This window comes from Phytohabitans rumicis, assembly GCF_011764445.1.
GTDB classification, from domain to species: Bacteria; Actinomycetota; Actinomycetes; order Mycobacteriales; family Micromonosporaceae; genus Phytohabitans; species Phytohabitans rumicis.
The window spans coordinates 1,854,032-1,877,464 of the sequence record NZ_BLPG01000001.1 but is presented as its reverse complement, the minus strand read 5'-3'; the positions used below and the strand labels follow the sequence as shown (position 1 = coordinate 1,877,464).

The 23,433-nt window shown below is 72.3% G+C and carries 17 protein-coding genes and 5 pseudogenes; 19 read left to right on the top strand and 3 right to left on the bottom strand.

Going from position 1 to position 23,433, the window contains the following annotated elements:
* Positions 1-3: 3 nt before the first annotated feature.
* The 14 genes and pseudogenes from pyrR to Prum_RS07785 form a co-directional block, all read left to right on the top strand.
* Positions 4-563: pseudogene (gene pyrR, locus Prum_RS07850) on the top strand (bifunctional pyr operon transcriptional regulator/uracil phosphoribosyltransferase PyrR).
* Positions 560-1,462, top strand: coding sequence for an aspartate carbamoyltransferase catalytic subunit (locus tag Prum_RS07845; RefSeq protein ID WP_173075225.1), 903 nt, complete (start codon positions 560-562; stop codon positions 1,460-1,462). Before pyrR ends, Prum_RS07845 begins: the two are co-directional and overlap by 4 nt.
* Positions 1,459-2,723: pseudogene (locus Prum_RS07840) on the top strand (dihydroorotase). Before Prum_RS07845 ends, Prum_RS07840 begins: the two are co-directional and overlap by 4 nt.
* Positions 2,724-3,833 (top strand): glutamine-hydrolyzing carbamoyl-phosphate synthase small subunit, encoded by a 1,110-nt coding sequence (gene carA, locus Prum_RS07835; RefSeq protein WP_173075223.1) that lies wholly within the window; start codon positions 2,724-2,726, stop codon positions 3,831-3,833. It abuts the pseudogene before it with no gap.
* Positions 3,826-7,140, top strand: a complete 3,315-nt coding sequence (gene carB / locus Prum_RS07830; protein ID WP_173075215.1) for a carbamoyl-phosphate synthase large subunit — start codon at positions 3,826-3,828, stop codon at positions 7,138-7,140. The genes carA and carB overlap by 8 nt, the downstream gene beginning before the upstream one ends.
* A complete protein-coding gene (locus tag Prum_RS07825; RefSeq protein ID WP_173075208.1) occupies positions 7,137-8,117 on the top strand; it encodes a quinone-dependent dihydroorotate dehydrogenase in 981 nt (326 codons plus the stop codon). The genes carB and Prum_RS07825 overlap by 4 nt, the downstream gene beginning before the upstream one ends.
* An 85-nt stretch (positions 8,118-8,202) precedes the next feature.
* Positions 8,203-9,477 carry an adenosylmethionine--8-amino-7-oxononanoate transaminase gene (locus Prum_RS07820; protein ID WP_218577135.1) on the top strand — a complete coding sequence of 425 codons (1,275 nt, stop codon included), beginning with the start codon at positions 8,203-8,205 and terminating at the stop codon, positions 9,475-9,477.
* A 3-nt stretch (positions 9,478-9,480) separates the two neighbouring features.
* Positions 9,481-10,322 (top strand): annotated as a pseudogene (pyrF, locus tag Prum_RS07815) (orotidine-5'-phosphate decarboxylase).
* Between the two features lie 169 nt (positions 10,323-10,491).
* The gene (gene mihF, locus Prum_RS07810) at positions 10,492-10,809 is read left to right on the top strand and encodes an integration host factor, actinobacterial type (RefSeq protein ID WP_173033615.1); all 318 of its coding nucleotides are present in this window, start codon (positions 10,492-10,494) and stop codon (positions 10,807-10,809) included.
* A gap of 32 nt (positions 10,810-10,841) precedes the next feature.
* Positions 10,842-11,447, top strand: a complete 606-nt coding sequence (gene gmk / locus Prum_RS07805; RefSeq protein WP_173075206.1) for a guanylate kinase — start codon at positions 10,842-10,844, stop codon at positions 11,445-11,447.
* Between the two features lie 15 nt (positions 11,448-11,462).
* Entirely contained in the window at positions 11,463-11,726 is a 264-nt protein-coding gene (rpoZ, locus tag Prum_RS07800) for a DNA-directed RNA polymerase subunit omega (protein WP_173075204.1), read from the top strand.
* 4 nt (positions 11,727-11,730) lie between these two features.
* A complete protein-coding gene (coaBC, locus tag Prum_RS07795) occupies positions 11,731-12,942 on the top strand; it encodes a bifunctional phosphopantothenoylcysteine decarboxylase/phosphopantothenate--cysteine ligase CoaBC (protein ID WP_173075202.1) in 1,212 nt (403 codons plus the stop codon).
* A gap of 63 nt (positions 12,943-13,005) precedes the next feature.
* A complete protein-coding gene (gene metK, locus Prum_RS07790; protein ID WP_173075200.1) occupies positions 13,006-14,199 on the top strand; it encodes a methionine adenosyltransferase in 1,194 nt (397 codons plus the stop codon).
* Positions 14,200-14,423: 224 nt separating this feature from the next.
* Positions 14,424-16,306 (top strand): annotated as a pseudogene (locus tag Prum_RS07785) (primosomal protein N'); the annotation flags it as partial.
* A gap of 15 nt (positions 16,307-16,321) precedes the next feature.
* On the opposite strand, the gene Prum_RS07780 reads toward Prum_RS07785, so the two are convergent.
* Together Prum_RS07780 and Prum_RS07775 are read right to left on the bottom strand one after the other, a co-directional pair.
* Entirely contained in the window at positions 16,322-17,515 is a 1,194-nt protein-coding gene (locus tag Prum_RS07780; protein WP_173083512.1) for an esterase-like activity of phytase family protein, read from the bottom strand.
* 35 nt (positions 17,516-17,550) lie between these two features.
* Positions 17,551-17,871, bottom strand: a complete 321-nt coding sequence (locus Prum_RS07775; RefSeq protein WP_173075198.1) for an NIPSNAP family protein — start codon at positions 17,869-17,871, stop codon at positions 17,551-17,553.
* Positions 17,872-17,985: 114 nt separating this feature from the next.
* On the opposite strand from Prum_RS07775, the gene def reads away from it, so the two are divergent.
* The 3 genes from def to Prum_RS07760 all read left to right on the top strand — a co-directional run bounded on the left by def (position 17,986) and on the right by Prum_RS07760 (position 20,842).
* Complete coding sequence (def, locus tag Prum_RS07770; RefSeq protein ID WP_173075196.1) at positions 17,986-18,552, top strand: peptide deformylase; 567 nt, start codon at positions 17,986-17,988, stop codon at positions 18,550-18,552.
* Between the two features lie 131 nt (positions 18,553-18,683).
* The gene (locus tag Prum_RS07765; RefSeq protein WP_371871361.1) at positions 18,684-19,502 is read left to right on the top strand and encodes a methionyl-tRNA formyltransferase; all 819 of its coding nucleotides are present in this window, start codon (positions 18,684-18,686) and stop codon (positions 19,500-19,502) included.
* The gene (locus Prum_RS07760; RefSeq protein WP_173083510.1) at positions 19,439-20,842 is read left to right on the top strand and encodes an RsmB/NOP family class I SAM-dependent RNA methyltransferase; all 1,404 of its coding nucleotides are present in this window, start codon (positions 19,439-19,441) and stop codon (positions 20,840-20,842) included. Before Prum_RS07765 ends, Prum_RS07760 begins: the two co-directional genes overlap by 64 nt.
* Before the next feature lie 4 nt (positions 20,843-20,846).
* Here Prum_RS07760 and Prum_RS07755 read toward each other — a convergent pair whose 3' ends face one another.
* Complete coding sequence (locus tag Prum_RS07755) at positions 20,847-21,719, bottom strand: septum formation family protein (protein WP_173075194.1); 873 nt, start codon at positions 21,717-21,719, stop codon at positions 20,847-20,849.
* A 72-nt stretch (positions 21,720-21,791) separates the two neighbouring features.
* On the opposite strand from Prum_RS07755, the gene rpe reads away from it, so the two are divergent.
* Both rpe and Prum_RS07745 read left to right on the top strand, forming a co-directional pair.
* On the top strand, positions 21,792-22,475 hold the full coding sequence (gene rpe / locus Prum_RS07750) for a ribulose-phosphate 3-epimerase (protein WP_173075192.1): 684 nt from the start codon (positions 21,792-21,794) through the stop codon (positions 22,473-22,475).
* A pseudogene (locus Prum_RS07745) lies at positions 22,468-23,429 on the top strand (response regulator). The gene rpe and the pseudogene Prum_RS07745 overlap by 8 nt, the downstream one beginning before the upstream one ends.
* Positions 23,430-23,433: the final 4 nt, after the last annotated feature.

Here is a 23,433-nt window from a genome sequence, read left to right as displayed (position 1 = left end):
CCAGTGGCATTGTCGCAGGCTGCCCAGCCGCGCACGATCCTCTCCACCAGCGACGTCAAACGCGTGATCGACCGCATCGCCCACCAGATCCTGGAAAAGACCCAGGGGCGCAGGACACGGTCCTGTTCGGCATCCCGACCCGGGGTATCCCGCTCGCCCGGCGGCTCGCCGACCGCATCCGCACCTTCGAGGGCGTCGATGTCCCGGTGGGTGTGTTGGACATCACTCTCTACCGCGACGATCTGCGGCGCCAGGCGACCCGGGCGATCGGGCCGACCGAGGTGCCGCCCGCCGGCGTCGACGGCCGCCGCGTGATCCTGGTCGACGACGTCCTCTTCTCCGGCCGTACGGTCCGGGCCGCCCTCGACGCGCTCAGCGACATCGGGCGCCCGCGCTCGGTGCAGCTCGCCGTCCTCGTCGACCGCGGGCACCGGGAGCTGCCGATCCGCGCCGACTACGTCGGCAAGAACATCCCGACGGCGCTCAGCGAGAGCGTCAAGGTCGCCCTCGACGAGATCGACGGCGCGGACGAGGTCCGGCTCTACGGAGGGGCACCCCAATGAAGCACCTGCTGAGCGCCGCCGACCTCGACGCGGCCACCGCCACGCTCGTACTGGACACGGCCGCCGAGATGGCGACCCTGGCCGGCCGCGAGGTCAAGAAGCTGCCCACGCTGCGCGGCCGCACCGTGGTCAACCTGTTCTACGAGGACTCGACGCGCACCCGGATCTCGTTCGAGGCGGCCGCCAAGCGCCTGTCCGCCGACGTCATCAACTTCTCGGCCAAGGGGTCGAGCGTGTCCAAGGGGGAGAGCCTCAAGGACACCGCGCTCACCCTGCAGGCCATGGGCGCCGACGCGGTCGTCATCCGGCACTCCGCCTCGGGCGCGCCGTACCGGCTGGCCACCTGGGTCGACGGCTCGGTGGTCAACGCCGGCGACGGCACCCACGAGCACCCGACGCAGGCGCTGCTCGACGCGTACACGATGAGGTCCCGGCTGGGCCGGCTGGCCGGCCTGTCCGTCGCGGTCGTCGGGGACGTGCTGCACAGCCGGGTCGCCCGCTCGAACGTCCTGCTGCTGTCGACGCTCGGCGCCAAGGTGACCCTGGTGGGGCCGCCCACGCTGATCCCGGACGACCTCGGCACCGAGGTGTCGTACGACCTGGACGCGGTCCTGCCGGAGTCGGACGTCGTGATGATGCTGCGGGTCCAGCGGGAACGCATGGCGGACTCCTACTTCCCGTCGGCCCGCGAGTACGCCCGCCGGTACGGCCTGGACGGTCCGCGGATGCGCCGGCTGCCCGAGCACGCCATCGTTATGCACCCCGGCCCGATGAACCGCGGCATGGAGATCGCCCCGGAGGTCGCCGACTCGGCCCGCTCCACCATCGTCGAACAGGTCGCCAACGGGGTCTCCGTGCGGATGGCCGTCCTCTACCTGCTACTGGGAGGCAAATCGTGAAGCACCTCCTCAAGGGAGTCTCGGTCCTCGGCCGGCACCGGGCCGACCTGCTGATAAAGGACGGCAAGGTATCCGGCGACGGCGACGTCAAAGGCGCCGACGTCATCGACGCGGACGGGCTGATCGCGCTGCCCGGCCTGGTCGACCTGCACACGCATTTGCGCGAGCCGGGCCGGGAGGACGCCGAGACGGTGGAGACCGGCTCGCGGGCGGCCGCGCTGGGCGGCTACACGGCGGTGTGCGCGATGGCCAACACCTCGCCGGTCGCCGACACCGCGGGGTGGTCGAGCAGGTGTACCGGCTGGGCCGCGAGGCGGGGCTGGTGGACGTGCAGCCGATCGGGGCGGTCACGGTCGGGCTGGCCGGCGAGCGCCTCGCCGAGCTGGGCGCGATGGCCACCTCCGCCGCCGCGGTGCGGATCTTCTCCGACGACGGCCACTGCGTGTCCGACCCGCGGCTGATGCGCCGGGCGCTGGAGTACGTCAAGGCGTTCGACGGGGTGATCGCCCAGCACGCCGAGGAGCCCCGGCTCACCGAGGGCGCGCAGATGCACGAGGGGCAGGTGTCGATCCGGCTCGGGCTGGCCGGCTGGCCGGCGGTGGCCGAGGAGGCGATCATCGCCCGGGACGTGCTGCTCGCCGAGCACGTCGGCAGCCGCCTGCACGTCTGCCACGTGTCCACCGCGGGCAGCGTCGAGGTGCTGCGCCACGCCAAGGCGCGCGGCGTCCGCGTGACGGCCGAGGTCACCCCGCACCATCTGCTGTTGACCGACGAGCGGGCCACCAGCTACGACCCGGTTTTCAAGGTCAATCCCCCTTTGCGTACGTCTGCCGACGTCACCGCGCTGAGAGAGGCGCTGCGGGAGGGCGTCATCGACGTCGTCGCCACCGACCACGCCCCGCACGCCGTGGAGGACAAGGAGTGCGAGTGGGCGTACGCCCGGCCGGGCATGCTCGGGCTGGAGACGGCGCTGTCGATCGTGCTCGACGTGATCGGCGACGATTGGGACCTGATCGCGGAGCGGATGTCGCGCATGCCGGCCCGGATCGCCGGGCTGAGCGAGCACGGGCACGACCCGGCCCCCGGAGCGATGGCCAACCTGACGCTGGTCGACCCGGCCGCCCGCCGCACCATCGAACCGGCCGAGTCGGCGAGCCGCAGCCGCAACACCCCGTACGCCGGCATGACGCTGCCCGGCCGGATCGTCGCGACGTTCCTGCGCGGCGAGCCGACGGTGCTCGACGGAAAGGCGGTTCGGTAGATGCGGCGGCGACCAGCGATCCTCGTCCTGGAGGACGGGCGGACGTTCCACGGCGAGGCGTACGGCGCGGTCGGCGAGACGTTCGGCGAGGCGGTGTTCACCACCGGCATGACCGGCTACCAGGAGACGCTGACCGACCCGTCGTACCACCGGCAGGTCGTCGTGCAGACCGCCCCGCACATCGGCAACACCGGCGTGAACGGCGAGGACGACGAGTCCGACCGGATCTGGGTCGCCGGGTACGTCGTGCGCGACCCGGCCCGGATCGGCTCGAACTGGCGCGCCACCGGCGGGCTGGAGGACCGGCTCGCCGTCGAGGGCGTGGTCGGCATCTGCGGCATCGACACCCGGGCGCTGACCCGGCACCTGCGCGAGCGCGGCGCGATGCGGGTCGGTGTGTCCAGTGTGGAGACCGACCCGGCGGGGCTGCGCGAGCGGGTGCTCGCCTCGCCCGAGATGGTCGGTGCCGACCTGTCCGCCGAGGTCACCACGCGCGAGGCGTACACGGTGAAAGCCGACGGCCCGCACCGGCTCACGGTGGCCGCGCTGGACCTGGGCATCAAGCGCAACGTGCCGCGGCGGCTCGCCGCCCGCGGCGTCACCACGCACGTGCTGCCGGCGTCGTCCACGGTGGACGACCTGCTGGCGGTCGGCCCGGACGCGGTGTTCTTCTCGCCCGGTCCGGGCGACCCGGCCACCGCCGACCACCCGGTCGCGCTGGCCCGTGAGGTGATGCGGCGCCGGATCCCGCTGTTCGGCATCTGCTTCGGCAGCCAGATCCTCGGCCGGGCGCTGGGCTTCGGCACCTACAAGCTCCGGTACGGCCACCGCGGCATCAACCAGCCGGTGCTGGACCGGACCACCGGCAAGGTGGAGGTCACCTCGCACAACCACGGCTTCGCCGTGCAGGCGCCGCTGGACCAGGTGGTGGACACCGAGTTCGGCAAGATCGAGGTCTCCCACGTCTGCCTGAACGACAACGTGGTCGAAGGGCTGCGGGCGCTGGACGTGCCCGCGTTCACCGTGCAGTACCACCCCGAGGCGGCGGCCGGTACGCACGACGCCGACTACCTGTTCGATAGGTTCGTGGAGTTGACCAACAATGCCTAAGCGGACGGATATCCAGCACGTCCTCGTCATCGGGTCCGGGCCCATCGTCATCGGGCAGGCGTGCGAGTTCGACTATTCCGGCACCCAGGCGTGCCGGGTCCTGCGCGCCGAGGGGTTGCGGGTCAGCCTGGTCAACTCCAACCCGGCGACCATCATGACCGACCCCGAGTTCGCCGACGCCACGTACGTCGAGCCGATCACGCCGGAGTTCGTCGAGCTGGTCATCGCGCGGGAGAAGCCGGACGCGATCCTGCCCACGCTGGGCGGGCAGACCGCGCTCAACACCGCGGTGGCGTTGCACGAGTCCGGCGTGCTGGACAAGTACGGCGTGGAGCTGATCGGCGCGAACATCGACGCGATCCGCCGCGGCGAGGACCGGCAGCTGTTCAAGGAGATCGTGGCCCGCGCCGGTGGTGAGACCCCGCGCAGCCGGGTGTGCCGGTCCATGGACGAGGTGCGGGAGACCGCCGTCGAGCTGGGGCTGCCGGTGGTGATCCGGCCGTCGTTCACGATGGGTGGGCTGGGCTCGGGCATGGCGCACACCGACGAGGACCTGGAGCGCATCGCCGGCGCCGGCCTTTCCGCGTCGCCGGTGCACGAGGTGCTGATCGAGGAGAGTGTGCTCGGCTGGAAGGAGTACGAGCTGGAGCTGATGCGCGACCGGCACGACAACGTGGTGGTCGTCTGCTCCATCGAGAACGTCGACCCGATGGGCGTGCACACCGGCGACAGCGTCACGGTGGCGCCCGCGATGACGCTGACCGACCGGGAGTACCAGCGGCTGCGCGACCTCGGCATCGCGGTGCTGCGCGAGGTGGGTGTCGACACCGGTGGCTGCAACATCCAGTTCGCGGTGCAGCCGTCGACGGGGCGCCTGGTCGTCATCGAGATGAACCCGCGGGTGTCCCGTTCCTCGGCGCTGGCGTCCAAGGCGACCGGCTTCCCGATCGCCAAGATCGCGGCGAAGCTGGCCATCGGGTACACGCTCGACGAGATCCCCAACGACATCACCGCCGAGACGCCGGCCGCGTTCGAGCCGGCGCTCGACTACGTGGTGGTGAAGATCCCGCGGTTCGCGTTCGAGAAGTTCCCCGGCGCCGACCCCGAGCTGACCACGACGATGAAGTCGGTCGGCGAGGCGATGTCGCTGGGCCGCAACTTCACCGAGGCGCTGAACAAGGCGATGCGCTCGATGGAGACGAAGGCGGCCGGGTTCTGGACCGTGCCCGACCCGGTCCAGTCCTTGGACGAAACGCTGGCGGCCCTGCGCACCCCGCACGACGGCCGGCTCTACACGGTCGAGCGGGCGCTGCGGCTGGGCGCGACGGTGGCGCAGGTGGCGCAGGCCACGGGCGGGATCGATCCGTGGTTCCTGGACCAGATCGCCTCGCTCGTGGACCTGCGGGCGGAGATCGCCGCCGCCCCCGTACTCGATGAAGTGCTCCTGCGGCGGGCCAAGCGCGCCGGGCTGTCGGACCGGCAGCTCGCGGCGCTGCGGCCGGAGTTCGCCGGCGAGGACGGCATCCGGACGCTGCGGCACCGGCTCGGCCTGCGGCCGGTCTACAAGACGGTCGACACGTGCGCGGCCGAGTTCGCGGCGCGGACGCCGTACCACTACTCGTCGTACGACGAGGAGACCGAGGTGGCCCCGTCGGACCGGCCCAAGGTGCTGATCCTCGGCTCCGGGCCGAACCGGATCGGGCAGGGCATCGAGTTCGACTACTCGTGCGTGCACGCGGTCATGGCCCTGCGGGAGGCCGGCTACGAGACCGTCATGGTCAACTGCAACCCGGAGACGGTCTCCACCGACTACGACACCGCCGACCGGCTGTACTTCGAGCCGCTCACGTTCGAGGACGTGCTGGAGGTGTGGCACGCCGAGCAGGCGTCCGGCCTCGACGCGGGCGGTCCCGGGGTGGTCGGCGTGATCGTCCAGCTCGGCGGGCAGACCCCGCTCGGGCTCGCGCAGCGGCTCAAGGACGCCGGCGTGCCGATCGTCGGCACCAGTCCCGAGTCGATCCACCTGGCCGAGCACCGCGGCGCCTTCGGCGCGGTCCTGGGCAAGGCCGGCCTGCGGGCGCCCGCGCACGGCACCGCCACGTCGTTCGAGGAGGCGCGGGCGATCGCGGACGAGATCGGGTACCCGGTGCTCGTCCGCCCGTCCTACGTGCTCGGTGGGCGCGGCATGGAGATCGTGTACGACGAGCCGACGCTGCGCGACTACATCGGCCGGGCGACGGAGATCTCCCCGGACCACCCGGTGCTGGTCGACCGGTTCCTCGACGACGCGATCGAGATCGACGTGGACGCGCTCTGCGACGCGGACGGCGTCGTCTACATCGGCGGCGTGATGGAGCACATCGAGGAGGCCGGCATCCACTCCGGCGACTCGTCGTGCGCGCTGCCGCCGATCACCCTGGCGGGCTCGCACATCGCGCAGGTGCGCCGGTACACCGAACAGATCGCCCGGGGTGTCGGGGTGCGCGGGTTGCTCAACGTCCAGTACGCCCTCAAGGACGACGCCCTGTACGTCCTGGAGGCCAACCCGCGCGCCTCGCGTACCGTGCCGTTCGTCTCCAAGGCGACCGCGGTGCCGCTGGCCAAGGCGGCGAGCCGGATCATGCTCGGTGCCACCATCGCGGACCTGCGCCGGGAAGGGCTGTTGCCGCCCACCGGGGACGGCGCCGAGCTGCCCGACGGGGCGCCGATCGCGGTGAAGGAGGCGGTGCTGCCGTTCAAGCGGTTCCGCACCCCGTCCGGCAAGGGCGTGGACAACCTGCTCGGCCCGGAGATGAAGTCCACCGGCGAGGTGATGGGCATCGACGCCGGCTTCGGGCAGGCGTTCGCCAAGTCGCAGGCCGCGGCGTACGGGTCGCTGCCGACCAAGGGCCGGATCCTGGTCACCGTCGCCAACCGGGACAAGCGGGCCATGGTCTTCCCGGTCAAGCGCCTAGCCGACCTCGGCTTCGAGATCGTCGCCACCTCGGGCACCGGCGACGTGCTGCGCCGGTACGGCATCGCGGTCTCCGTCGTGCCCAAGCACTACGAGGCGACGGAGACGGACGCCGTCTCGCTCATCGCGGCCGGGGAGGTCGCGCTGGTCATCAACACCCCGCAGGGTTCGGGGGCCAGCGCCCGCTCCGACGGGTACGAGATCCGCAGCGCCGCCGTGACCGCGGACATCCCGTGCATCACCACCGTGCCGGGGGTGACCGCCGCGGTGATGGGCATCGAGGCGCTGATCCGCGGCGACATGACGGTGCGGCCCCTGCAGGAGTTGCATCTGGCTTTGCGGGCGGGTCGGTGATCTACGACCTCGCCCGCTCGGCGCTCTTCCGGATCGGCGGCGGGGACGCCGAGGCGGCGCACGAGTGGACCTTGCGCCGCCTCTCGACCCTGCCGCCGTGGGCGCTGTCGCTGCTGCGCCGCCGGTACTTCGTGCCGGCCCCGGTGCGGGTCTTCGGGGTGGACTTCCCCAACCCGGTGGGGCTCGCCGCCGGCATGGACAAGAACGGCGTGGCGCTGCCCGCGTGGGGTGCGCTGGGCTTCGGCTTCGTCGAGGTGGGGACGGTGACCGCGCACGCGCAGCCCGGCAACCCCCGTCCCCGGCTGTTCCGGGATCCGGCCAATCTGGCGGTGATCAACCGGATGGGTTTCAACAACCTGGGCGCGGCTTCCCTGGCTCAGCGGATTTCGGACTATTCGGGCGTGCCGCTGGGGATCTCGCTGGGCAAGTCGAAGGTGACCCCGCTGGAGTCCGCGGTCGACGACTACCTCGACTCGTACAAGGCGGTCCGGGACTACGCCTCGTACATCGCCGTGAACGTCTCCTCGCCCAACACGCCGGGCCTGCGGGAGTTGCAGGACCGTTCGCACCTGGACGGGCTGCTGGCGGCGCTCGTGGGCGGCCCGCCGGTGCTCGTGAAGATCGCCCCCGACCTGACCGAGCAGGCGATCGGCGAGGTGCTCCAGGTCTGCGCCGACCGGGGCGCCGCCGGCGTGATCGCGACGAACACCACGCTGTCCCGCGACGGCGTGCCACCGGGCGCCTTCGCGGACCAGGCCGGCGGGCTGTCCGGGCGGCCACTGACCGGGCGGGCCCGCGACGTGGTGGCCTTCGTGCACAAACAGACCGGGGGAAAGCTGCCGGTCATCGGCGTGGGCGGCATCCTGGACCCGGACGACGCCGTACGCCTCTTCGACGCGGGAGCCGCCCTCGTGCAGCTCTACACCGGCTTCATCTACCGCGGCCCAGCCCTGGTCCGCGCGATAGCCCGGTCATGATCGCGATGATCAGGGATCCGCTCTCGCGACACGCCGCGACACGCCCGAGCCACTCCCTGATCAACGGGGGATAAGGGGGACCGGGGTGGAGGAGTTGCTCGCGCTGGACAGGGCGCACGTGTGGCATCCGTACGCGCCGATGCCGGGGGTCAGCGAGCCGCTCGTCGTGGACAGCGCCAGCGGGGTGCGGATCCGGCTCGCGGACGGGCGGGAGCTTGTTGACGGGATGGCGTCTTGGTGGGCGGCCATTCATGGGTATCGGCATCCGGTGTTGGACGCGGCGGTCACCGACCAAGTGGGGCGGATGAGCCATGTGATGTTCGGCGGGCTTACCCACGAGCCGGCCGTGGCGCTGGCCAAGACCCTTGTGGACGTTTCGCCGGCCGGGTTGGAGCACGTGTTCCTGTGCGACTCCGGGTCGGTCAGCGTCGAGGTGGCGGTCAAGATGGCGCTGCAGTACCAGCGCTCCCGCGGCCGGCCCGAGAAGCACCGGCTGGCCACCTGGCGGGGCGGGTACCACGGGGACACGTTCCATCCGATGAGCGTGTGCGACCCGGTCGGCGGCATGCACCAGCTCTGGACCGACGTACTGCCCCGGCAGATCTTCGCGCCGGCGCCGCCCGACGGGTTCGATCATCCTAAAAGCGACGAATACGTAGAAATACTGCGAAGAGAACTGGAAGCACACGCCCACGAGATCGCCGCGGTCATCGTGGAGCCGGTCGTGCAGGGGGCCGGCGGGATGCGCTTCCACAGCCCGGCCTACCTGACCGCCCTGCGCGAGCTGACCACGGCGTACGACGTTCTGCTGATCTTCGACGAGATCGCGAGCGGCTTCGGGCGTACCGGTGCGTTTTTCGCCGCCGACCACGCCGGCGTGACCCCGGACATCATGTGCGTGGGCAAGGCGCTGACCGGCGGTTATCTGAGCCTGGCCGCGGCCCTGTGCACGGCGGAGGTCGCCGCCGGGATCTCCCGGGGTGCGGTGCCGGTGCTGGCGCACGGGCCGACGTTCATGGGCAACCCGCTCGCCTGTGCCGTCGCGAACGCCTCCATAGGGCTGCTCCGGGACGGGGACTGGGCGGGTGAGGTAAAGAGGATCGAGGCGGCGTTACGGGCCGGCCTGGCGCCTCTGGAGGGCGCTGCCGGGGTCCTTGACGTCCGGGTGCTCGGTGCGATCGGCGTCGTCCAGCTGGACCGGCCGGTGGACATGGCGGCGGCGACGGCCGCGGCGGTGGCCGAGGGCGTGTGGTTGCGGCCGTTCCGGGACCTGATCTACACGATGCCGCCGTACGTGGCGGACGACGACGACGTCGCCCGGATCACCCGGGCGATCGGGAAGGCGACCAGAGAGGCGTGAGGCGTGGAGAGCTTCGGTACGCGGCTGCGGCGGGCGATGGACGAGCGGGGGCCGCTGTGCGTGGGCGTGGACCCGCACCCGGGCTGCTGGAGCGGTGGGGCCTGCGGGACGACGCGGACGGGTTGGCGGCGTTCTGCGAGCGGGTCGTGGAGGCCCTCGGCGAGCGCGTGGCGGTGGTCAAGCCGCAATCGGCGTTTTTCGAACGGCACGGATCCCGAGGCGTGGCCATCCTTGAGTCAACTATCCGACAGTTTCGGAATTTTGGTTGTCTCGTTCTCCTCGACGTGAAGCGCGGAGATATCGGTTCCACGGTCCGCGCGTACGCCGACGCGTACCTGGATCCATCCAGCTCTTTATATGTCGACGCGATCACCGCGAGTCCCTACCTGGGAGTAGGTTCGCTGGCACCGATGTTCGAGACGGCGGCCGCGCACGGCGGTGGCGTCTTCGTCCTCGCGCTGACGTCCAACCCGGAAGGACCGTCCGTGCAGCACGCGGTCGGGCCGGACGGCCGGACCGTCGCGCAGACCGTCATCGACGAGATTTCCCAGCTCAACAGGGGTGCGCAGCCGCTGGGCAGCTTCGGATTGGTGGTCGGGGCGACGGTCGGGGCGACCGGACACGACCTCTCCGGGGTGGGCGGGCCACTGCTCGCGCCGGGGCTCGGCGCGCAGGGCGCCACGCCGGATGATCTACGAACGGTCTTTTCCGGGAACCTTCCGGCGGTCCTGCCGTCGTACTCTCGGGAGGTGCTCGCTCACGGTCCGGACACCGTGGCCCTGCAAGCTGCGGCGGAGCGGGCGCTGGCCGAGTGCCGGGCGGTCCTGACCGGTGCCGCAGGGTGATGCCGGTATCACGATTGCGTGATCATGGCGCGCCGACGTTGCCGAAAACGTCGCTGAACCGCTAGTTTTCCCGGCGCCGGGAATCACATGCCCCTTTGGTTCCGGGCCACACCATGTTTCACAGATGCGACGGTGGTATGCCGTCGCGATAGGGACCTGAGGAGAACTGGTGCCGCTCCCGTCACTGAGCCCCGAACAGCGTGCAGCCGCGCTGGAGAAGGCTGCGGAGATCCGCAAGGCCCGCGCTGAGCTGAAGGAGCAGCTCAAGCAGGGCAAGACCACCCTCGCCGCCGTACTCGAACGTGCCGAGTCCGACGACGTCGTAGGCAAGCTCAAGGTCTCGGCCGTGCTGCAGGCGCTCCCGGGTATCGGCAAGATTCGAGCGACCCAGATCATGGAGAAGCTCAAGATTGCCGACAGCCGGCGCCTGCGCGGACTCGGCGAGCAGCAGCGTAAGGCGCTGCTTGGGGAGTTCGCTTCGAACTGATCCACTGCACCGTGTAGAAACAAGCAGTGAGCATGGAAGACGACGCGCGCCCGGAAGCGGCTCGCCTCACCGTCCTGTCCGGCCCCTCTGGAGTCGGGAAGGACAGCGTGATCGAGTTGATCCGGGCGCGCTCGCCGTGGGTGTGGCTGTCCGTGTCCGTCACCACCCGGAAGATGCGTGACTACGAGGTCGACGGCGTGCACTACTTCTTCGTCGACCGGACCGAGTTCGAGCGGATGGCCGCCAGCGGACAGCTGCTGGAGTGGGCCGAGTTCGCCGGCAACCTGTACGGGACGCCGCGCGGCCCCGTCGAGGCGCGGCTGCACGAGGGCGAGCCGGTGCTCCTCAAGATCGACCTTCAGGGCGCCCGGCAGGTCCGGGCCGCGATGCCGGAGGCCCAGCTCGTCTTCCTCGCCCCGCCGAGCGTCGAGGAGCTCAAGCGGCGGCTCATCGGCCGCGGCACCGACGACGAGGAGACCATCCGGCGCCGGCTGGTCCACGCCGACGAGGAGCTGGCCGCCGAGCGCGAATTCGATGTGACGGTGGTCAACGACTACGTCGAGCGTGCCGCGGACGAACTGGTAAGCTTGCTCGGTTCATCCTTTCTGACCCCGGCACGTCCGGGTTCGACAAGCTGACACAGAAGGATCCACGTGGGTTCCGTCGCAAATCCCGAAGGCATCACCAACCCGCCTATCGACGAGCTGCTCGAAAAGACGTCGTCGAAGTACGCGCTGGTCATCTTCGCCGCCAAGCGCGCGCGTCAGGTCAACGCCTACTACAGCCAGCTCGGCGAGGGCCTGCTGGAGTACGTCGGCCCGCTGGTGGAGACCACGCCCCAGGAGAAGCCGCTCTCCATCGCCATGCGCGAGATCAACGCGGGGCTGCTCACCGCCGAGCCGACTGACAACCCGTAAGGCAGTGGCCGCGGTAGTCCTCGGGGTGGGCGGTGGTATCGCCGCCTACAAGTCCTGCGAGCTGCTGCGGCTTTTCACGGAATCGGGCCACGCGGTCCGCGTCGTGCCGACCGCGTCCGCCCTCCGTTTCGTCGGGGCACCCACCTGGGCCGCGTTGTCCGGCCAGCCGGTCGCCGACGACGTGTGGGCGCAGGTGCACGAGGTGCCACACGTGCGGATCGGCCAAAACGCCGACTTGGTCGTGGTCGCGCCGGCCACCGCCGACCTGCTCGCCAAGGCGGCCCACGGGCTCGCCGACGACCTGCTCACCAACACGCTGCTCACCGCCCGGTGCCCGGTCGTGTACGCGCCGGCCATGCACACCGAGATGTGGGAGCACGCCGCCACCGCGGCCAACGTCGCCACCCTCCGCGCCCGCGGCGCGATCGTCATCGAGCCCGCCGTCGGGCGCCTGACCGGCGCCGACTCCGGCAAGGGCCGCCTGCCCGAGCCGGCCGAGATCTTCGCGCTGGCACGCCGGGTGCTCGCGCGCGGCGGCGTCCACGCGGATCTGGCCGGCCGCCACGTCGTCGTCACCGCCGGGGGTACGCGCGAGCCGCTCGACCCGGTCCGGTTCCTGGGCAACCGTTCCTCCGGCAAGCAGGGGTACGCGTTCGCGCGTACCGCCGCGGCCCGGGGTGCCCGGGTCACGCTGATCAGCGCCAACGTGGCCCTGCCCGACCCGGCCGGCGTCGACGTGGTGCGGATCGGCACCACCGAGGACCTGCGCAAGGCGGCCGTGGAAGCCGCCGCCGGGGCCGACGCGGTCGTCATGGCCGCCGCGCCCGCCGACTTCCGCCCGGCCGTCTACTCCGACTCGAAGATCAAGAAGTCGGACGACGGCGGTGCGCCGGTGATCGAGCTGGTCACGAACCCCGACGTGGCCGCCGAGCTGGGCGAGCGCAAGCGTCCCGGCCAGGTGCTGGTGGCGTTCGCCGCCGAGACCGGGGAGGGCGACGAGGCGCTCGCCAACGCCCGCGCCAAGCTGGCCCGCAAGCGCGCCGACCTCATCGTGCTCAACCGGGTGGGCGTCGACCGGGTGTTCGGCGCGGACGCGAATGCCGCTACGGTTATCGGGGCCGATGGGTCCCTCACCGATCTGCCCGAACAGCCGAAGGACGATCTCGCCGACGCCGTCTGGGATCTCGTAATAACCCACTTAACCCATACGTCATAAGCGGTAGCGAGGCTGTTGGCCTAGACTCTCGCGACAAAGGATTTCGACCCTTTAAGGAGCACCGTGGCACGCCGCCTGTTCACCTCCGAGTCGGTCACGGAGGGCCACCCCGACAAGATCGCTGACCAGATCAGCGACGGCATCCTCGACGCGCTGCTCGCACAGGACCCGCGCAGCCGGGTCGCGGTGGAGACCCTCATCACGACCGGCCAGGTGCACGTGGCCGGCGAGGTGACCACGCAGGCGTACGCGGACATCCCGGCGATCGTCCGCGAGACCATCCTGGGCATCGGGTACGACTCGTCCAAGAAGGGCTTCGACGGCGCGTCCTGCGGCGTGAGCGTGTCGATCGGGTCCCAGTCGCCCGACATCGCCCAGGGCGTCGACAGCGCCATCGAGCTGCGCAGCGGCTCGTCGGAGAGCGCGCTGGACGCGCAGGGCGCCGGCGACCAGGGCATGATGTTCGGCTTCGCGTGCAGCGAGACGCCCGAGCTGATGCCGCTGCCGATCGCGCTCGCGCACCGGCTGGCCCGGCGGCTGTCGGCGACCCGCAAGGACGGCACGATCCCGTACCTGCGGCCGGACGGCAAGACCCAGGTGACGGTGGAGTACGACGGGCTGCGGCCGGTCCGGCTCGACACGGTCGTCGTGTCCAGCCAGCACGCCGCCGACATCTCGCTGGAGTCGCTGCTCACCCCGGACGTGCGCGAGCACGTGATCGCCCCCGAGCTGGAGGGCCTGGGCCTGGACACCGAGGGCTACCGGCTGCTGGTCAACCCGACCGGGCGCTTCGAGATCGGCGGCCCGATGGGCGACGCCGGCCTCACCGGCCGGAAGATCATCGTGGACACCTACGGCGGGTACGCCCGGCACGGCGGCGGCGCGTTCTCCGGCAAGGACCCGTCGAAGGTCGACCGCTCCGCGGCGTACGCGATGCGCTGGGTCGCCAAGAACGTCGTGGCGGCCGGCCTGGCCGAGCGGGTCGAGGCGCAGGTCGCGTACGCGATCGGCAAGGCCCAGCCGGTGAGCCTGTTCGTCGAGACGTTCGGCACCGAGAACGTCCCCGTGGACCGCATCGAAAAGGCCATCAAGGAGGTCTTCGACCTGAGGCCCGCAGCGATCATCCGCGACCTGGACCTCCTCCGCCCGATCTACCAGCAAACCGCCGCCTACGGCCACTTCGGCCGAGACCTCCCCGACCTCACCTGGGAACGAGTAGACCGCGCCGCCGACCTCAAGAGCGCCGCCGGCGCGTAGCGCCCCGCGCCCCGCGCTCGCCGCGCGCCCCGCGCTCGCCGCGCGCCCCGCGCCGCGCTCGCCCCGTTGATCAGGGAGTAGCTCGGGCGTGTTGCGGCGCGCCAGGGGAGGTGGTCCCTGATCATCGCGATCTTGGCGGTGCCGCACGGCAGAATGGCGCGGTGACGACGCGCAAGCAGAGCGACCGGCAGCCCAGTGCGCGGCTGCCGGTCGCGCGCGTCTGCGTGGACGTGCCGCTGGCGCACCTGGACCGGCCGTTCGACTACCTGGTGCCGGCGGAGCTGGACGAGGGCGCCCAGCCCGGCACCCGGGTCAAGGTGCGCTTCTCCGGCCAGCTGGTGGACGGCTGGCTGCTGGAGCGCGCCGAGGAGTCCGGGCACGACGGCCGGCTGGCGTACGTGGAGCGGCTCGTCTCCCCCGAAGTGGTCCTCAGTCCGGAGATAGCCCGGCTGGCCCGCGCGGTGGCCGACCGCTACGCCGGCAACCTCGCCGACGTGCTCCGATCGGCGGTGCCACCGCGCCACGCGCGTGCCGAGGCCGCCGGGCCCGCGCCCGCCGCGCCCGCGCCCGCCGACGTCAAGATCGACAGCGACGGGTGGGCCGTCTACCACGCCGCCGGGTTCCTCACCGCGCTCGGCGAGGGCCGCCCGGCGCGCGCCGTATGGTCGGCGCTGCCCGGGGAGGACTGGGCGCGGCGTTTCGCCGAGGCGATGGCCGCCGCCGTTAGCGCGGGGAAAGGCGCCGTCGCCGTCGTCGCCGACGCGCGGGACCTGGATCGGCTGGACGCCGCCCTCACCAGCACGCTCGGGCCGGGCCGGCACGTGGCGCTGTCCGCGGCGCTGGGGCCGGCCAAGCGGTACCGGGCGTTCCTGGCCGCCAGCCGAGGGCAGGTGCCGGTCGTGGTGGGCACCCGGGCGGCCATGTTCGCCCCGGTCGCCGACCTCGGCCTGGTGGCGATCTGGGACGACGGGGACGACCTGCACGCCGAGCCCCGGGCGCCGTACCCGCACGCCCGGGACGTGCTGCTCACCCGCGCCCAGCTGGCCGGCGCCGCGGCCCTGCTCGGCGGGTACGCGCGCACCGGTGAGGCCCAGCAGCTCGTCGAGACCGGCTGGGCGAAGGAGATCGTGGCACCCCGGGAGACCGTGCGCGCGCGTACCCCCGCGGTGTCCCCGACCGGCGACGACCCGCAGCTGGCCCGCGACCCGGCGGCGGAAACGGCGCGGCTGCCCAGCGTGGCCTGGGAGGCCGCCCGCGCCGCGCTCAAGGCCGACGCCCCGGTGCTCGTGCAGGTCCCGCGCCGGGGCTACCTGCCGTCGATCGCGTGCGCCGCCTGCCGTACCCCGGCTCGGTGCCCGCACTGCGCGGGGCCCCTCGCGCTGCGCTCGTCGCACGCGGTGCCGAGCTGCCAGTGGTGCGGCCGGGTGTCGGCCGCGTATTCGTGCCCGCAGTGCGGCGGGCGGCGGCTGCGCGCCTCGGTCGTGGGCGCCCGGCGCACGGCGGAGGAGTTGGGCCGGGCGTTCCCGGGGGTGCCGGTGCGCACGTCCGGGCGCGACGAGGTGCTGGCCGAGGTGCCGGACGCCGCGGCGGTCGTGGTCGCCACGCCGGGGGCCGAGCCGATCGCGGCCGGCGGCTACGGCGCGGTGCTGCTGCTGGACACCTGGGCCCTGCTGACCCGCGCCGACCTGCGGGCCACCGAGGAGGCGCTGCGCCGCTGGATGAACGCCGCCGGGCTGGCGCGGCCGAGCGGCCGCGTCGTCATCGCCGCCGACGGCTCGCTGCCGCCGGTCCAGGCGCTGCTGCGGTGGGACCCTTCCTGGTACGCGGGGCGCGAGCTGGCCGAGCGCCGGGAGCTGGGCTTCCCGCCGGCCGCCCGGATGGCGAGCCTCACCGGGGTGCCGGAGGCGGTGGCGGACCTGCTGGCGATCGCCCACCTGCCCGACGGGGCGGAGGTGCTCGGGCCGGTGCCGGCGGGGAGAAGCAGGAACGCATGCTGATCCGGGTCGCGCGCGGAAAGGCGGCCGCCCTGGCCAAGGCGCTGCACGAGGCCGCCGGGGTGCGCACCGCCCGCAAGGCCGCGCAGGCGGTGCGCATCCAGGTCGACCCCTGGACCTGCTGTGACTCAGCGCAGGGCGCGGGGGTCCGGGTGCAGGGACTGCGGCAGGCGGATCGTGATGAACTCGTTGTTGTCCGGCTGGCCCGGCGTGCGGCCCGACGAGGACGGGTAGTTGTTGTCGTTGAGGACCGCGATCGTGCGCTCGTCGAGCAGCAGGACGTCCTCGATCGTCACGAACGGGAAGCGGAAGACCTCGCCGAAGCCGCCCAGCCGGCGCGGGTTCGCGATGTTGAGCAGGTCGACGAGCAGCGTCTTGTCCAGCGCGCCGTCGCCGTCCTTGTCCCGGCGGTCGGCCAGGTAGATCTTCTTGACCAGGGCGGCGTCGCCCTGCCCGCCGTCGCGCTCGATGATCAGGAACCGGTTGGCGTCGACCGCGATCGCGTCGCCGATCGCGTGGTTGGGCGCGTCGAGCCGGTAGACCCACCGCTGGCCGGTGTACGCGCCGGCGCGCGTGTCGAACTCGTACAGGCGCAGCGAGCCGGCCGGGTCGCCGGTGACCGTCCCCTCCAGCAGCGGGTACAGGTAGCGGCCGTCGGGCGAGGTGGCCATGCCCTCGTACCCCTTGCTGCTGGGCAGGTTCGGCGTGCCGCCGGCCAGGTACGGGTTCTCCGGCGCGCGTACGTCGGGCAGCGGCACCGGGGCGGACAGCAGCCGGCCGGCGCGGTCGGTGTGCAGCAGGAACGGGCCGAACTCGTCCCCGAACCAGTACGTGCCGTCGACCGCCCGGACGATCGACTCCACGTCGAAGTCCTGGCCGGTCAGCACCCGGTCCGGGCGGACGAGCGGGAACGGCACCTTGCCGTCCGGGTCGGTGAGGTTGAATCCGCCCAGCACGTCGACCGCGCCGGTGCGGAACACCGGAGCGATGCGCTGCACCCGCAGGGCGAAGTCGGCGCTGTTGGCCTTGGTGCCGTAGCCGTTGTCGGAGAGCACCTCGTACGTGCCGGCACCGGCGCGCAGGATGCCCGAGAAGCCCTGGACCGGCTGGTCGGCGAACGGCGGCTGCACGCCGTTGATCGGCGCCGTGCCCAGCGCCGCGCCGGACGGCTCGCTGGCCGGCACGTACGTCTGCGCGGGCAGCGAGGCGAACCCGGTGAGCGTGGGCTGGCGCACGTCGGGATGGGAGGTGGCCGCCGCGGGGGTCGCGGCGACGGTGAGCGCGAGCGCGATCGCCCCTACGCGGATGGATGTCTGTCGCATGAGGGCGGACGGTAGGCGCCCGTGGTTAACGCTGTCTAGAACGCGTCGGTCTGCTCTTCGAACTCGTCGCGGAGCAGGACGTCCAGGTTGACGAAGCGTGGCGGCGCCTTGCACAGCTCCGCCATGCGGGTCGCGAACTCGTGCGTCTCCGGCCGGCCGCTGTTGGCCATCGCCGACTCGTACGAGGTGAACTCCACCACGGTCACGTAGCGGTCCGGGTGGTCCCGGTCGTGGCAGACGGTCACCCGGGTGGGCCCGCCGTCGAGGGTGCGACCCCTGGCCCGGAACTCCTCGCCGAGGGCGCGGACCTCGTCGGCGCGGTCGGTCTCGTACTGGATGATCTGCACGAACTCCATGGCGTACACCTCCGGGCGTTATCTGTCCGGAACGTACCATTTACCCGGGGGGCCGGGCGTCGGTTCGGGACTCCGTAGACTGGGACGATCCCTCTTTCGAAGGAGCTCTCGCACGTGACCGTCCAGTCCATCCGCCTCTTCGGAGACCCGGTGCTCCGCACGCCCGCCGAGGCGGTCGTCGACTTCGACGCCGAGCTGCGCAAGCTCGTCGCCGACCTCACCGACACCATGCTGGAGGCCAGCGGCGTCGGCCTCGCCGCGCCGCAGCTCGGCGTCGGCCTGCGGGTATTCAGCTTCGACGTCGACGACGTGGTCGGCCACCTGGTCAACCCGGTGCTCAGCTTCCCCGACGAGGAGGAGCAGGACGGCCAGGAGGGCTGCCTGTCCATCCCCGGGCTCTACTTCGACACCAAGCGGCGGCTCAACGTCGTGGCCAAGGGCTTCAACATGTACGGCGACCCGATCCAGATCGTCGGCACCGAGCTGATGGCCCGCTGTATCCAGCACGAGACCGACCACCTCGACGGCGTGCTCTTCCTGGACCGGCTGGACGCGACAGCGCGCAAGGAGGCGATGAAGGCGGTCCGGGCGGCGGAGTGGTACGACGCGTCCGCGCCGCCCGTCGTCAAGGTCAGCCCGCACGCCAGCCCCGGGGCCAGCCCTCTCGGCCTGGGTCGGTGACGGCGGGTGCGCCTCGTCTTCGCCGGTACGCCGGCCGTCGCCCTGCCCGCCCTGGACGCGATCGCGGCGTCCCGGCATGAGCTCGTCGCCGTGGTGACCCGGCCGGATGCCCCGCCGGGCGGGGCCGTCACCTGGTCCGCTCGCCCGCCGGCGCGTGGGCCGACGAGCGCGGCGTCGAGGTGCTCACCCCGGCCAAGCCCCGCGGGCCGGAGTTCCAGGCCCGCCTGCGCGATCTGGCGGCCGACTGCGTGCCCGTGGTGGCGTACGGCGCCCTGGTGCCGCCGTCCGCGCTGGAGATCCCCAAGCACGGCTGGATCAACCTGCACTTCTCGCTGCTGCCGGCCTGGCGCGGGGCGGCCCCCGTGCAGCACGCCGTCCTGCACGGCGACGCCATCACCGGCGCGAGCGTGTTCCAGCTGGAGCAGGGGCTCGACACCGGACCGGTGTACGGCACGCTGACCGAGGAGGTCCGGCCCACCGACACGTCCGGCGACCTGCTGGCGCGGCTCGCCGATTCGGGCGCCGGGCTGCTGGTGGCCGTGCTGGACGCGATCGAGGCGGGCACCGCGCGGGCCGAGCCGCAGCCGGCCGACGGGGTCACGCTCGCCCCGAAGGTCACCGTGGCCGACGCCGAGGTGCGGTGGAACGAGCCGATGTTCGCCGTCGACCGGCGCGTCCGGGCCTGCACGCCGGCCCCGGGCGCCTGGACGACGTTCCGGGGCGACCGGGTCAAGCTGGGCCCGGTGCGGCCGGTGCCGTACGGGCCCGAGCTGCGCCCCGGCGACCTGCTGGTGGAGAAACACCGCGTGCTCGCCGGCACCGCCACCGACCCGGTGGCGCTCGGCGATGTGCGCGCGGCCGGCAAGAAGGCGATGCCGGCCCTGGACTGGGCCCGCGGCGCGCGGGTCGGGTCGGAGTCGTTCGTCTTCGGGGCGGAGCCGGGCGCGTGAGGGTCACCGACTACCCGCGGCGGGCCGCGTACGAGGCCGTCGCCGCCGTGCACCGCGACGGCGCGTACGCCAACCTGGTCCTCCCGCACGTCCTGCGCGACCTGCGGCTGCACGGCCGGGACGCGGCGTTCGCCACCGAGCTGACCTACGGCACGCTGCGCCACCAGGGCACGCTCGACGCGATCGTGGGCGCGGCCGCCAACCGCGACATGACCCGCATCGACCCGCCGGCCCGCGACGCGCTGCGGCTCGGGGCGTACCAGGTGCTGCACACCCGGGTGCCCGCCCACGCCGCGGTCTCCGCCACCGTCGACCTGGTCCGCTCGGTCGCGCCCGGGGCGACCGGGTTCGCCAACGCCGTCCTGCGCGAGGTGGCCGCCCACGACCTGGACGCCTGGATCGCGCGCGTCGCCCCGCCGTACGACCAGGACCCGGTCGCGCACCTCGCCGTCTCCGACAGCCATCCACAGTGGATCGTCCGGGCGTTCGCGGAGGCGCTCGGCGGCGACCTCGACGAGGTCACCCGGCTGCTGATCGAAGACAACCAGCGCCCGCCCGTGCACCTGTGCGCCCGGCCCGGTCGCATCGACGCCGTCGAGCTGGCCGACCAGGCGGGCGGGGCGCCCGGCGCGTTCTCGCCGTACGCCGTCTACCTGCCCGGCGGCGCCCCCGGCGACCTGCCGGCCATCCTGGACGGGCGGGCACACGTGCAGGACGAGGGCTCCCAACTGGTGGCCCTGGCCCTCGCCGACGCGCCGCTCGACGGCACCGACGAGCGGTGGCTGGACCTGTGCGCCGGCCCCGGCGGCAAGGCCGGCCTGCTGGGCGCCATCGCCGCCGAGCGCGGGGCGCACCTGACCGCCATCGAGGTCGCCGAGCACCGCGCCCGCCTGGTCGAGCAGGCCGTACGCGGGCTGCCGGTGACGGTGCTGCACCAGGACGGCCGCTCCGACCTGCCCGGGGAGTTCGACCGGATCCTGGTCGACGCCCCGTGCACCGGCCTGGGCTCGCTGCGCCGCCGGCCCGAAGCGCGGTGGCGCCGGCAGCCGTCCGACCTGCCGCCGCTGACCCGGCTGCAGCGGGAGTTGCTGACGGCGGCCCTGCGCGCGGCCCGGCCGGGCGGCGTGGTGGCGTACGTGACGTGCTCCCCGCACCTGGTGGAGACGCAGGTCACGGTCACCGAGGCGGCGCGGCGCAGCGGCGTCGCGGTCGACTTCGTGGACGCCCGGCCGGTGCTGCCGGCGGGGATGCCGGGCCTGGGCTCGGGGCCGACCGTGCAGCTCTGGCCGCACCGGCACGGCACCGACGCCATGTTCCTGGCGCTGCTGCGCCGCGGCTAGCCGGTCAGCCCTTCAGGGAGCGGGTGGCTTCCTTGCCGTAGACCCAGAGGAAGCACTGCACGCCCCGGTCGCCCGCTTTCCAGCGCTCCTCGATCGGGTAGTAGAAGATCGTCGTGAAGCGGGACGCGAGGGCGCTGTCGTTGGGCGCCTTCACGTACGCGGCCATGAGCTTCTGGCAGCCCGCCTCGGCGCCCTTCTGGTTTTTCACGAAGTCGGCGTGGGAGGTGTCCGGCGCGGTCCAGATCCCGACGAACTCGGTGCGGTGGGCCTTGGTGCAGGCGACCTGGTTCATCTGGGAGACCTGCCGCTCGTCGGCCGACAGCACCACCTTGAAACAGTTGTACGCCAGCGGCGACGCCGCCTTGAGCACGTCCCGCAGCGGCCCGGACCGGGCCTGCGTCTCGGCGGAGTGGATCGCGTCGATCTCCGAGAGGTCGCAGCGGAACCAGCGACCGCCGCCGTCCCAGGTTTGCAGGCTCGGCAGCAGCAGGTGCAGGTTCAGCCGGGCGGCCCGCCAGTCACCGCCCAGGTACTCCTCGGCCTTGGCGTCGCATTGGGCGAACGCCGCCTCGACGGCGGGCGAGCCGAGCTCCGGCGCCGTGGCGCTGCTGGCGTCCGCACCGGTGAACTGTCCGACGTGGATCGTCTCGAAGCCGTGCTCGCCGGCGCAGTCCAGCGGGAGGTAGAGGCCGAGGGACGTCCGGGTCACCGGGCGGGTGCCGGCGTGGCAGACGCCGGTCGCGGGCACGAACGGCGCCGGCTCGGGGACCGCCTTCCAGTCGTCGGTCAGCGACCCGTCCACGCCGGCGGGGTTGCACCCGGTCAGCAGCGCCGTGATCAGGCCACCCAACAGCACCGCTCGCAGCCAGCCTCGCATGTCACCCTCCCCAGGGCCCCCGTGTGTGGCGGGCGCAGCATACGACACCGGTGAGTACGTACACTGGCGCAGGTGAGCGCAGCATCGCCGGTCATCGCGCCGAGCATCCTCGCCGCCGACTTCGCCCGCCTCGCCGAGGAGGCCCGGGCGGTCGAGGACGCCGCGGACTGGCTGCACGTCGATGTCATGGACAACCACTTCGTGCCCAACCTGACCATCGGGCTGCCCGTGGTGCAGAGCCTGCGGGCCGCGACGAGCCTGCCGTTCGACGTGCACCTCATGATCGAGGATCCGCGCCGCTGGGCCCCGGGGTACGCGGACGCGGGCGCGTACAACGTCACGTTCCACGCCGAGGCGTCGGACAACCCGGTGTCTCTGGCGAAGGACCTGCGCGCCGCGGGTGCCAAGGCGGGGCTGGCCATCGACCGGGACACGCCGATCGAGCCGTACCTGGAGCTGTTGCCGAGCTTCGACACCCTGCTGATCATGACGATCAAGGCGGGGTTCGGCGGGCAGAAGTTCATCCCCGCGATGCTCGACAAGGTGGCCCTGGCCCGGCGGCACGCCAACGCCGGCCACCTGGAGCTGCGGATCGAGGTCGATGGCGGGATCGCCGACGACACGATCGCCCAGGCGGCCGAGGCGGGGGCGGACGCGTTCGTGGCCGGCACCGCGGTCTACAGCGCGCAGGACCCGGCCGAGGCGGTACACCGGCTGCGGCGGCTGGCCGAGAAGGCCACGCTCCGGCATGACTGAGCCGGCGGAGCGGCCCGACCTCATTCTGGTCGTCGACGACGACCAGGACATCGCGCGGTTCGTCCAGGTCAACCTGAAGATCCACGGGTTCGACGTGCTGGTCGCGGGGACGGGCAGGAGGCGCTGGACCTGGTCGAGCACCACCGCCCCGACCTGGCCGTGGTCGACCTGATGATGCCCCGGATGGACGGGCTGGAGCTGACCCGGCGGCTGCGCGCCAACCCGATGACCTCCGCCCTGCCGGTGATCATGCTGACCGCCAAGGGGATGACCGTCGACAAGGTGGTCGGGCTGACCGCGGGCGCCGACGACTACCTGGTCAAGCCGTTCGACACGCTGGAGCTGATCGCCCGGGTGCGCTCGACGCTGCGGCGCAACCAGGAGTTCCGGGAGGTGTCGCCGCTGACCGGGTTGCCGGGCAACACCCGGGTACGGCGGGAGATCCTGGACCGGATGCGCGGCGGCACCGACTACGCGGTCGGCTACGTCGACATCGACCGGTTCAAGAGCGTCAACGACGTGTACGGCTTCGAGCGCGGCGACGAGTTCATCACCGCGCTGGCCCGCAGCATGCACCGGGCGGTGGTGGCGGCGGGGCTGCCGCCGGCGTTCCTGGGGCACATCGGCGGCGACGACTTCGTGATCGTGTGCCACCCGGACCAGATCCTGCCGCTGACCCAGCAGGCGGTGGTCGACTTCGAGCAGGCCGCCGACGAGCTGTACGACCCGGAGCACGCCGCGCGCGGCTACATCGAGGTGCCCGACCGGCGCGGCAACCTGCTCAAGGCCCAGCTCGTCACGCTGTCGATCGGGGTGGCGCAGTCGATCGCCACCGGCCGCAAGTACGCCGACCCGCGCGAGGTGATCGCCGTCGCCTCGGAGATGAAGAAGGTCGCCAAGAACCAGCCAGGTTCGTACATCGCGGTCGATCGTCGCAAAGCGGAGAGTGTGTGAACTA